The sequence below is a fragment of the Bradyrhizobium sp. genome, assembly GCF_017881085.1.
GTDB lineage: Bacteria > Pseudomonadota > Alphaproteobacteria > Rhizobiales > Xanthobacteraceae > Bradyrhizobium.
Window position 1 is genome coordinate 1 of the sequence record NZ_JADGRI010000162.1, and the last position, 11637, is coordinate 11637.

Consider the following 11637-nt stretch of genomic DNA (forward strand, 5'->3'; position numbering starts at 1 on the left):
GGCCATTCCAACCGGGAATTGCAGAGCGCGTGGGCGGCTCACGGCGCCGCTGCCTTCGCCTTCGAGCCGCTCGAGCGGTTGAAGGACGAGGAACTGCCTCACGTCAGGGATTCGTTGCTGAAGGAACGCGCCATCCATTGGCGCTCGACCCTAAATGGGTCAGTGATCTAGAACGCTCGCTCAAGGCTGCGTCGCCGCGATCACTTCCTTCACCAGCCGGCCGAGGCCGCTTATGTCGCCGGTGGGGTCGACGGCATCGCCGAGCCGGACGACCACCAGATGCTGCGATGGAATGATCACGACGCGCTGGCCGAGATTGCCGGATGCAAAGAACGCGTCACGCGGAATACCGAGGCGCACACGGCCTTTGGCATTTCGGTGCTCGCTGCGGTTGGTCCAGAAGCCGGCGCCATAATCGGTATCGAGCGTGGCGGAAGCTGAAAAATCCACCCAGTCATCCTGCAGAATGCGACGGCCGCCGATCTCGCCGTCGTTCAGATAGAGCAGGCCGAACCGCGCCCAGTCCCGGGCGCTCGCCAGCATGTTGGCCGAGCCCTGCAGCGTGCCGCTTGCGTCGAATTCGAGCGTCACATTGCGCATCCCCAGCGGATTGAACAGCTCGCGCCACGCGAACGCCAGCGTCCTCTCGGGACCGCCAACGGCATCGCGGATGATCCGCGCCAGGATCTGCGTGGTAGCGCTGGAGTAGGCCCATCGCGTTGCCGGCGGCGCGATCAACGGCGCCTTGGCGGCAAAGCCCGCCATGTCGTCGTACAGGTACATCAGGTTGGAGGGATCGAAGCCGGAATTGGTTTCATCCAGCGCGAGACCCGTTGTCATCCGCATCAAGTGCTCGACCTCGATCTCATGGCGCGGATCGCTGGCGGCGCGCCACTCCGGAACCGGCGCTGGCATCGATGGGGTCAGGACGCCCTGCTGCGCCAGTATTCCGAGCAGCGCGTTGACCACGGACTTGGTCATGGAGAAACCCGGTAGCTGCGTATCGATACCGACGCCTGCCGAATAGCGTTCGGCGATCACGCCCCCGTCGCGCACCACCACGACCGCCTTGGTTCTGCGGAACGGCGGCTCGGCGGGTTCCTCGAAGGCATGATCCAGCGCGGCCTTCAGGGCGGGCGCGGAGGGCTCGACCATGCCGCGGCCGGCGATTTCCGGCAGCAGCGGCGGGTTCCTCGGCACCCTCAGCGCTTCAACGTCGCTTCGCAGCAGATACGGATCTTTCGATCCATGCAGCAGCACGCAGCCAAACCCGTCGTGGAAGGCGGCGCGGCTGCCGAGCAGACCTATCACGGAAACGTCGACGGTCGTGGCGGCGCGATCAAGCCGGTATCGCATTCCCGGCCGCAACCGCCGAATGCCGGGGCGATCCATGGTCTCCGCGAATACGGCCTCCGGATCGAGGCCCGATACGAAGGTCTTCGCGCAGACGCCGTCCGCGACGGCGCTCGTCGCCACGCGGATGGCGCGATCGGGGCGGTAGACCACGCCGAGCGCCACCGCAACGGCCAGAATCAGCGCCCACACGAACAGTTTTCGCGAAACCACACCGCTCTCCGTCCCGCTTCGTTTCTAGCGCGACTTCTGCACCCCGCCAGCGGAAGGCAGCGCCATCACGGTAACGCCGGGCGGTGGGACGTCGTCGTCGGGCACGAAGAAATCCGACATCAGCGGCACCGACCGATCGACGCGGTAAGGCTCGAAGTCGCGCACGCCGCTTTCGTAAAGCACCTTGTCGTCGATGCAGAATTGTCCGGTGAATTCGCGCGACGGTTTTGTGAAGATCACATGGGCGGCATCGCCCATGATTTCCGGCGTGCGGCTGGCGCGCATCATCGCGTCTCCCCCTAAGAGATTGCCGACGGCGGCGGTGGCGATGGTGGTGCGCGGCCACAATGCATTGACGGCGATGCCGGCGGCCTTCTGTTCGGCGGCCAGACCGAGCACGCACAGGCTCATGCCGAATTTCGCCAGCGTGTAGGCGGTGGAATGCTCGAACCATTTTGCTTTCATGTCGAGCGGCGGCGACAGCATCAGGATATGCGGGTTTTCCGCCTTCTTCAGATGCGGGATGCAGTATTTCGAGACCATGAAAGTGCCGCGGGTGTTGATGCCCATCATCAGGTCGAACCGCTTCATGTCGGTTGCTTGCGAATTCGTCAGGCTGATGGCGCTGGCGTTGTTGACGCAGATATCGATGCCGCCGAACTCGGCCACGGTCTTGTCGATGGCCGCGATCACCTGGGCCTCCTCTCGAATGTCGCAGAGAATGGGCAACGCCTTGCCGCCGGCGGCGCGGATCTCGTCAGCGGCGGTGTAGATGGTCCCCTTCAATTTCGGATGCGGCTCCGCAGTCTTGGCGGCGATCGCGACATTGGCGCCGTCCCGCGCCGCGCGCAACACGATCGCAAGCCCGATGCCGCGGCTGCCGCCGGATACGAACAGCGTCTTGCCCTTGAGCGATGTCATCGTTCCTCCCTCGCGGTGTTTCCCGCCGATTGTGCTTTTGGACCTATTGTCCCGCCGCCTCCGCGCCACGGGTACGCGGATCGGGGGCGCCGAGCAATCCGTTTGGCGTCACCGCGATCGAATTGGCGGAGGTCTGGCCCATCGGCTCGACTAATTTGTGCCCCTTGGCCTTCAGGCCGGCCAGCGTGTCCTCGGCAAAGCCGCGCTCGACCCGGACCTCGTCCGGCAGCCATTGATGGTGCAGCCTCGGCGCATCGACCGCGGCGGCGACATCCATGTGGTAGTCGAGCACATTGACGATCACCTGCAGCACCGTGGAGATGATGCGGCTGCCGCCCGGCGATCCCGTCACCAGCACGGGCTTGCCGTCCTTCAGCACGATGGTCGGCGACATCGACGACAGCGGCCGCTTGCCGGGCCCGGGCAGGTTGGCTTCGAACCCGACCAGGCCGAACGCATTGGAGGCGCCGGGCGCTGCGGTGAAATCGTCGAGTTCGTTGTTGAGCAACACGCCGGTGCCTTCGGCGACCAGACCGACGCCGTAGGGGAAATTCAGCGTATAGGTGTTGCTGACCGCATTGCCCTGGCTGTCGACGACAGAGAAATGCGTGGTGTTGCTGCCTTCGCGCGGCGGCAGCGCCGACAGCGCATCGGTCCACGGCGTGGCGCGGTCGAGATCGATCGAGGCTCGCTGCTTGGCCGCGTAGTCCTTCGAGGTCAGCGCCAGCACCGGCGCGCTGACAAAGGCGGGATCGCCGAGATAGCGCGCACGATCGGCATAGGCGCGCTTCATCGCCTCGATCAGGACGTGCAGCTCCGGCGCGGAGCCCTGCTTCATGCCGGAAAGCGGAAAGCCTTCGAGGATATTCAGCATCTCCAGGAGTACTACGCCGCCGGACGAGGACAGCGGCATCGAGACGACATCATAGCCGCGATAGCTGCCACGCACCGGCGTGCGGATCACGGCGGCATAGGATTTCAGATCCTCCGGCGTCATGATGCCGCCGGCGTCGCGCACCGCCTTTGCGAGTTTTTCCGCGACCGGTCCTTCATAGAATCCGCGCGGCCCCTGCTCGGCGATTGCGGTGAGGGTCGCCGCCAGATCACCCTGCACCAACAGATCGCCTTCTTGCAGCGGGCCGCCATCGCTGCGGGAAAAGATCTTCGCCGACGCCGGCCAGCGCGCAAGCCGCCGGTAGATCCCGGGCAAGGTGTCGGCCATGTCGTCTTCGAGCGGGGCGCCGTTGCGTGCCGCCTCGATCGCCGGCCGCAGCAATTCGGCGAGGGTGAATTTGCCCGAGCCGTATTTTTCCAGCGCCAGCGTCAGGCCGGCGACGGTGCCGGGAACGCCGATGCCGAGTGCGGAGTCCCGCGATTTCTCGATATCGGGCTTGCCGTCCGCCCCAAGGAAAATGTTGGGCGTGGTCGCGGCCGGCGCGGTTTCGCGATAATCGATCGCGACGTCCTCGTGATGATCGGCCGAATGAATCACCATGAAGCCGCCGCCGCCGATGTTTCCCGCGCGCGGATAGGTCACGGCCATCGCGAAACCCGTGGCCACCGCCGCGTCGACCGCATTGCCGCCACGCCGCAGCACAGCGGCACCGATCCGCGCCGCGTTTTTTTCCTGCGCCACCACCATGCCGTGTTCGGCGGCGACGGCATGAATGGTATCCAGCGCCGGCGGTGTGTAGATGTCGCGCCGCTGCTGCGCGGTCGCGGGCAGGCAAGACGCGACAATGAACAGGACTGCTGCCGCAACGATCCGGCGCCGTTCAGTTGCAAACAAGATCATCTAAATTCCGCCGCGGGTTAGAGCCAATATGGCGCCAGAAAATTCGCAAGGCTGTCATATCCACGGATGCTATATGGGTTCCGATGCGGTAGGCAAAACGCCTCCTCGTGATTGATCAAGGATATTTTCGAGCATGGCGGTAATTGCCACAGATGCACGCATTGCCGATATGCGAGAGAATTATCCGCCGCGTGCTGCCGTCATTAGCTGGATTTTCTTCGACTGGGCGGCGCAGCCCTATTTCACGCTGATCACCACCTTTGTGTTTGCTCCCTATTTCGCCACCCACGTGGCCCCCGATGCTGCGAGCGGACAATCGCTGTGGGGCTTTGCGACCGCGGCGGCGGGACTGCTGATCGCCCTGCTGTCGCCGGTTTTGGGCGCGATCGCGGATGCCAGCGGACGGCGCAAGCCCTGGATCGCGGCGTTCGGCGCGATGCTGGTGATAGGCGCGTCGCTGATGTGGTTCGGCAAGCCCGGCGATCCGAGCGTGATTTTGCCGCTGCTGCTCGCCTATGGGCTAGCGACCATCGGCGCTGAATTCGCCACCGTCTTCAACAATGCGATGATGCCGACGCTGGTGCCGCCGAACCAGATCGGGCGATTGTCCGGCACCGGCTGGGCCACCGGCTATGTCGGCGGCATCCTGAGCCTGATCCTGGTGCTCGGCTTTCTCGCCGCCAGTCCGGAAACCGGACGCACGCTGTTCGGCTTCATGCCGCTGTTAGGTCTCGATCCCCTTACCCATCAGGGCGACCGCATCTCGGGTCCCTTGACCGGCATCTGGTTCATGGTCTTCGTGCTGCCGATGTTCCTGCTGACGCCGGATTATCCCGCCAAACGGCCGATCGGCGGCGCCGTGCGCGAAGGCTTGACCGGGCTGAAGCGGACGCTGGCCGAATTGCCGAGGCAGAAATCGCTGGCCGCGTTTCTGCTCGCCAACATGATCTACACCGACGCGCTGGTGTCGCTGTTCGCGTTCGGCGGCATCTACGCCGCCGGCACCTTTGGCTGGAACACGATTCAGATCGGCACGTTCGGGATCATTCTCGCCATCGCCGGCACGTTCGGGGCGTGGCTCGGCGGCAGGCTCGACGACAAGCTCGGACCGAAACGTGTGATCGCGGGCAGCATGCTGCTCCTGCTGTTTGCGGTCGTCGCGATCCTCCTGGTGGACAAGGACCGGATCCTCTTCATTAGGGTTGCGCCGCCGACGCCTGGCGGCGCGTTGTTCGCCGCGCCGGCCGAACGCGCCTATCTGCTGCTGGGATGTCTGATTGGGGCCGCCGGGGGTCCGCTGCAGGCGGCGTCGCGGACGCTTCTGATCCGCATGGCGCCGAAAGACCGCATCGCGCAATATTTTGGATTATTCGCGCTGACGGGAAAGATCACATCCTTCGTCGGGCCGCTGTTGATCGGCGTTATCACCGCCGTCACCGCAAGCCAGAAGGCCGGCATGGCGGTGCTGGTGCTGTTCTTCGTCGCGGGACTGGTCCTGTTGGCGCGGGTGGATCAGGATTAAGCGCCCGGTCGTTCGTCGCTCCGATACAGCGTATTTACGGTCATCGCGCCGACGGCGCGCGAGACGCAGGGACAGATCCTGCCGCTCGCCTGTTTCTGGTGATCGCTGAAGAACACGTCGCGGTGATCGATCTTTCCGTCCACGGCAACGACGTCGATCGCGCAGACGCCGCATTCGCCGCGCTGGCAATCCGACATCACCTCGAAGCCGGCCTCGTTGAGCGAATCCAGCATCGATTTGTTGTCGCCGACCACAATCTCCCGGCCGGAATGGTCGATCCGGACCCGAAACGATTGTGTCGGCAAGAGCCCGCTCGAGCCGAAGGTTTCGTAGCGCAAGTCGGCCGGCGCCCGCCCGGCCGACGCCCAGCTGTGCCGCGCCGCTTCGAGAAGCCGCATCGGGCCGCAGACGACCGCCGACGAATCCTGCGGCAGCCGACCGAACGTTTCATCCAGATCGATCCGCCTGCCCTCGTCGCTGGCATGGATGATCAACCGATCTCCGACGAGCTCCGCGAGTTCCGCGAGAAACGCGGCATCGCGCCGCGATTTGACGGCATAGTGCAGCGCCAATTGAGCGTTCCGGCGCATCAACGCGCCGGCAATGCCGACGATCGGCGTAATGCCGATCCCGCCCGCGATCAGGCAATAGGATTTTTTCGACCAGTCGACCTCGAACAGCGAGGCCGGGGTAGACACCTCGATGCGCGCGCCCGGCTTCAGCGCCCACATATAAAGCGAACCGCCGCGGCTGTCGGGTGCGCGCCGAACGGCGATCCGGTAGCCGTCGGGACTGAACTCACCGACCAGCGAATAGCTGCGTGTCTCCGGCCGCCCATCGATCAGCACGCCGACGTTGACATGGCTGCCGACAGCGTGGTGTTCGCAGCCCGTTCCCTCCGGCCGCAGCACGAATTCGCGGATCGCGGGCGTCACGTCGCGAACCCCGTGAACCCTGCATGTCGTCCATTTCTGCGCAAATCGCATGATGTCCTCGAACGATTATTCGGCGACGGGAGAGCGGACCAGCGCCAGTGCCGGCAGCAGATCCAGGTGGGTTCGGTTGCGCAGCGCCAGCCGGAGGTTTCGGGCGGCAAGGCGCGCATGTTCGCGCATGACGGCTTCCGCCCGCGCCCCTTCCCGGTTTTCAATCGCATCGACCACGATGCGGTGATGGTCCTGCGCGATGATCAGGATCTGATGCGCTTCCGGCAGCACCGACTGCGCCATCACGAAGCCGCTGGGGGAGGCGAACGGCAGCGCGGAGGCGCGGTCGATCTGCCGGATCAGCGGCGCGCTGTGGGACAGTTCCGTCAGCAGCGCGTGAAAGCGGGCATTCATCGCAACGTAGGACGAGAACGCTTCCATCGAGACCGGATCCTGCGTGACCAGCTGGTCCAGCTCCGCAAGACTCTCTTTCAGCGGCTCGAGATCGCGCACCGACACGCCACGCTCCGCGGCGAATCTCGCCGCAAGACCTTCGAGCACCCCGCGCAGCTCGATCGAATCGAGGATGTCCCGTTCGGTGAACGCCTTCACCATGAACCCGCCGGACGGAATCGCTTCGAGAAGGCCTTCCTCCTCGAGCCGGACCAGCGCCATGCGCACGGGCGTGCGCGACACGCCGGTGGTCTCGACCGCTCCCAATTCCGAAATTCGTTCGCCGGGCCGCAGCCGGCCCGAAAGGATCAGGTCGCGCAGCGCCAGCTGGGCGCGCACCGTCTGGGATACCGCGCGATCGGGGTCGCGTTCGCTCATCGGCTCACTCCGCGGCCTGCAGCACCGAAGACGGGTTTTCGCGCGCCACCATGCGATCGATCATGCGCCGCGCCCACATCGCGCCGGCGTCGATATTGAGATTGTAGAACACGCGATCGGGGTTCTCGTCGATCGCGCGCTGCTGGGCTTCGAGGATGATTTCATCTTCGCCGAAAATGCCGGCGACGCCTTCGCGAATTTGCGTAGTGATTTTCTGTTCGGTCAGGCGATAGTTGCGCACGAAAGCCCAGAAGTAGTGGCACGTCGTTGCGGTCTCCGGCGTCATGGTATTGAGCACATAGCCGTTGACGCCCTGCGAGCGGTCGCCTTCCGGCGCACCGGTGCCGGCCGGCGCCACCCCGACGTCGATATTGACGGTGCCGGGCGCCTCGAAATGAATGATCTGCCAGCGGTCGACCGGTCCCGGTTTCTGCAGTTGCGCGGCCCAGAACGGCGGCGCTTCGATGCCGCGCATCCAGCGCGTCACGGTGACGGTCTTGTCGCCATGCGCCACATCGAACGGCGCTTCGGCGACGGCTTCATTGCCAATGCTGCCGCCATGGACGAACGTCTCATGCGTCAGGTCCATCAGATTATCGACCACCAGCCGGTAATCGCATTTGACATGAATGGTCTTGCCGTCGCCGGACCAGGCCGGATCGTCGTTCCAGTGCATGTCCGGAACCAGCGCCGGATCGGCCAGCGCCGGATCGCCCATCCACAGCCAGATGAAGCGGTGACGCTCGATCGCGGGATAGGCGCGCACGCAGGCCGACGGATTGATGGTTTCCTGCGACGGCATGAAGGTGCAGCGGCCGGAGGAATTGAATTTCAGGCCGTGATAGCCGCACACCACATGATCGCCGTCGAGACGGCCCTTCGAAAGCGGCACCAGGCGATGCCAGCAAGCGTCTTCCAGCGCCGTCACCTGCCCGTTGGCCTGCCGGTACATCACGACGTGCTTGCCGCAGATCGTCCGCGGAAACAGCGCGTGCTTGATATCGGCATCCCAGGCGGCGGCGTACCAGGCATTCATCGGGAAGGATTGGGCCATGCGGGAATCCTCGTTGGTCGGCCGTATGCATCCCATATGTATACAATTTTTATTGTTACGACAACATTATCGTCAAAAAGGAAGGCGAATTAGCTTCTTTGGTATACATACATGAAAAACTGGCGGGATCTGAGGAGTTTAGGCCGCAAAGCCGGACGCACGCCGGACCTCAAGACCTTCGGCCGCAACCACGTCGGTTGTCCCGGCGTTCGCCGGGCGATGGCAGGATCAATGCCGGAAATGCCGCACGCCGGTGAACACCATGGCGATACCGGCATCATCGGCGGCCTTGATCACCTCGTCGTCGCGGATCGATCCGCCGGGCTGGATCACCGCCGTGGCGCCCGCCTCGATCGCGACCAACAGGCCGTCGGCGAACGGAAAGAACGCGTCCGACGCCACCACGGAGCCCACGGTCATCGGCTGCGCGAGTTTTGCCTCGGCCGCCGCATCCTGCGCCTTGCGCGCGGCGATGCGCGAGGAATCCACCCGGCTCATCTGCCCCGCGCCGATGCCGACGGTGGCGAGATCCTTGGCGTAGACGATGGTGTTGGATTTGACGTGCTTGGCGACGCGGAACGCGAATTGGAGGTCGCGCAGCTCCGCCTCGGTCGGCGCCCGTTTCGTGACCGTCTTCAGCGTGAGGTCGTCCACCACGGCGTTGTCGCGGCTCTGCACCAGCAAGCCGCCGGCGACGGTCTTCGCCGTCAGGCCTGAGGCGCGCGGATCGGGCAGGCTGCCCGCGAGCAGGAGCCTTAAGTTACGCCGCTTGGCGATGATCGCAATGGCTTCCTCGGTCGCATCGGGTGCGATGATGACTTCGGTGAGGATTTCGGTGATGACGCGCGCGGTGTCGGCATCGAGCGTGCGGTTGACGGCGATGATGCCGCCATAGGGCGATTGGGTGTCGCAGGCGAACGCCTTGCGATAGGCGGTGCCGAGATCGGGACCCTCGGCGACGCCGCAGGGATTGGCGTGCTTGACGATGACGCAGGCCGCAGTCCGCTTGGGATCGAACTCGGCGATGCATTCATAGGCCGCATCGGTGTCGTTGATGTTGTTATAGGACAGTTCCTTGCCCTGCAGCTGCCGCGCGGTGGCGACGCCCGGACGCTGGTCGGGCGTGCGGTAGAACGCGGCGGTCTGGTGCGGGTTCTCGCCATAGCGCAGCGCCTGGATCAGCCTTCCGCCGAAAGCACGGTAGTCCGGCGCGTCGGTCTTGAGCTGCAACGCGAACCAGTTCGAGATCGCGGCGTCATAGGCGGCGGTGCGGGCATAGGCCTTGGCGGCCAGCCGCCGTCGCAGCGACAGCGTGGTGGCACCGGCATTGGCGGCGAGTTCGTCGAGCACCGCCTGGTAGTCCTGCGCCTCGACCACGACGGCGACGTCATCATGGTTCTTCGCCGCGGCGCGGATCATCGCAGGCCCGCCGATGTCGATGTTCTCGATGCACTCCTCGAAGCCAGCGCCCTTGTCCACGGTGGCCTCGAACGGATAGAGATTGACCACCAGAAGGTCGATCGGCGCGATGCCGTGGCTCTTCATCGCCTGCGCATGTTCGGCATTGTCGCGGATCGCGAGAAGCCCGCCATGCACCTTGGGATGCAGGGTTTTCACCCTTCCATCCATCATCTCGGGAAATCCGGTCAGCTCCGAAACGTCCCTCACCTTCAATCCCGCCGCGGCAATCGCCTTGGCGGTGCCGCCGGTGGAGACGAGCTCGATGCCTTGGCCGGCAAGCGCCTGAGCGAATTCGATCAGGCCGGTCTTGTCGGAAACGGACAACAGAGCGCGGATTACGCGGCGCGGATGCTCGGTCATATGTTCGTCCTAGATGATAGGACCGCCGGGTAGCACGGTTTTGTCAGCCACGAAACCGGCGGTAGCGGTTTGTTGACTGTTGGCCACAATTTACAGCGGCAACTCCGGCTCGCGGCGGGCGTTGCGCCTTGAGGACGTCGCCGAGGCCGACGTCGTCGAGCGCACAAAGCTCCAGCGGATCGAGGGGGCGTGCCGGGAGTCCTGCCGGATCACGATCTGGGCGGTGCGGCGGGGGCCGTCGTTTCCGGCCAGGAATACGCTGTCTTCCAGTTCCACCTTGTCGTCGAGCGCTTCGAAGGTCCAGACGTCGCGGTTCGGCAGCACCAGCATGACGCCGCGGGCGTCGCTGAGCCGGCTCGCCTTCACCGAAGGGTGCAGATGAAACCGTACCGCGTAGTCGGTCTCGTTGCCCTTGATGCGGGCACCCGGCGCCGGCGCCACGGTATCCTCGCCGTCGAGTCTGGCGCCATCATGCGCGACCATCAGCACCCGGCGATGCACCACGCCGAACCGCGGCAGATAGCCGTCATGCGACGTCGTCAAGAGCACGCCGTTGGCGACCACCTCGCGATAACTTTCCACGTTCGACGGGCCGCTGACGACAGGCGCGCCATGCAGCAGCCGTTTCATCGCCGACAGTTCGACGAACTGGCAGGACGACGTCGCGTGATAGGTCAGCGTCGAATGCGCCGCCGTCGAGCGCGCAAAGACGCGCCAGTTGTCGCGGCTAGTCGAGGGCATGCCGCAATTGGTGACGATCCGGCTCGGCCCTGACGACAGCTCGAACGAAAGGCAGCCGGCATGGGCCTCCTGGCTGACGCTCGGCGGCGGCGGCGGGCCGGTGTCCATGATGACCGTCAGCGCGCCGGCGTCGAGGCGCTGATAGCCGGTATGCGGCATGTTCGCCATCGGCGCGCCGTGGGTGTCGTCATAGGCGAGCAGCGTCGCCAGAATATCCGACGGCGCGCTGCTCATGCCGTTGAACAGAGCAAAGCTCCCGTCGCCGTGGCGGAAGAAGCGCAGCATCGGCATCATGCGGTCGATCGCGTTCAGGAGCGCCGACGGCGGCGCGATGTTGCGGGCGGCAAAGGTCTGCCGCAGTGGCAACAGGTCGATCAGGAGCTCGATCAGCGCGCCGGGATTGCGCGAGATGTGGCCGCCATCGGGCAGGATCTGGCGCTGCAATTCGTCGGAGAGTTTT

9 protein-coding genes are annotated in these 11637 nt (G+C 64.8%); 1 reads left to right on the forward strand and 8 read right to left on the reverse strand.

Features of this window, described 5'->3' with window-relative positions:
• Window positions 1-180: 180 nt before the first annotated feature.
• Genes QZ213_RS16210 through ggt form a run of 3 tightly spaced genes read right to left on the reverse strand, consistent with a single transcriptional unit; the run spans window position 181 to window position 4282 of the window.
• On the reverse strand, window positions 181-1566 hold the full coding sequence (locus QZ213_RS16210) for a serine hydrolase (protein WP_291687102.1): 1386 nt from the start codon (window positions 1564-1566) through the stop codon (window positions 181-183).
• 24 nt (window positions 1567-1590) lie between these two features.
• Window positions 1591-2487 (reverse strand): NAD(P)-dependent oxidoreductase, encoded by an 897-nt coding sequence (locus QZ213_RS16215; RefSeq protein ID WP_291687103.1) that lies wholly within the window; start codon window positions 2485-2487, stop codon window positions 1591-1593.
• 43 nt (window positions 2488-2530) lie between these two features.
• A complete protein-coding gene (ggt, locus tag QZ213_RS16220) occupies window positions 2531-4282 on the reverse strand; it encodes a gamma-glutamyltransferase (RefSeq protein WP_291687104.1) in 1752 nt (583 codons plus the stop codon).
• 133 nt (window positions 4283-4415) lie between these two features.
• On the opposite strand from ggt, the gene QZ213_RS16225 reads away from it, so the two are divergent.
• A complete protein-coding gene (locus tag QZ213_RS16225; RefSeq protein ID WP_291687105.1) occupies window positions 4416-5804 on the forward strand; it encodes an MFS transporter in 1389 nt (462 codons plus the stop codon).
• Here the strand turns inward: QZ213_RS16225 and QZ213_RS16230 are convergent.
• The 5 genes from QZ213_RS16230 to QZ213_RS16250 all read right to left on the reverse strand — a co-directional run.
• Window positions 5801-6790 carry a PDR/VanB family oxidoreductase gene (locus QZ213_RS16230; RefSeq protein ID WP_291687106.1) on the reverse strand — a complete coding sequence of 330 codons (990 nt, stop codon included), beginning with the start codon at window positions 6788-6790 and terminating at the stop codon, window positions 5801-5803. The genes QZ213_RS16225 and QZ213_RS16230 overlap by 4 nt on opposite strands.
• Window positions 6791-6805: 15 nt before the next feature.
• Complete coding sequence (locus QZ213_RS16235) at window positions 6806-7561, reverse strand: GntR family transcriptional regulator (protein WP_291687107.1); 756 nt, start codon at window positions 7559-7561, stop codon at window positions 6806-6808.
• A gap of 4 nt (window positions 7562-7565) precedes the next feature.
• The gene (locus tag QZ213_RS16240) at window positions 7566-8615 is read right to left on the reverse strand and encodes an aromatic ring-hydroxylating dioxygenase subunit alpha (RefSeq protein ID WP_291687108.1); all 1050 of its coding nucleotides are present in this window, start codon (window positions 8613-8615) and stop codon (window positions 7566-7568) included.
• A gap of 228 nt (window positions 8616-8843) precedes the next feature.
• The gene (gene purH / locus QZ213_RS16245) at window positions 8844-10436 is read right to left on the reverse strand and encodes a bifunctional phosphoribosylaminoimidazolecarboxamide formyltransferase/IMP cyclohydrolase (protein ID WP_291687109.1); all 1593 of its coding nucleotides are present in this window, start codon (window positions 10434-10436) and stop codon (window positions 8844-8846) included.
• Between the two features lie 90 nt (window positions 10437-10526).
• The coding region (locus QZ213_RS16250; RefSeq protein ID WP_291687110.1) for a heparinase II/III family protein at window positions 10527-11637 on the reverse strand (1111 nt) is incomplete at its 5' end.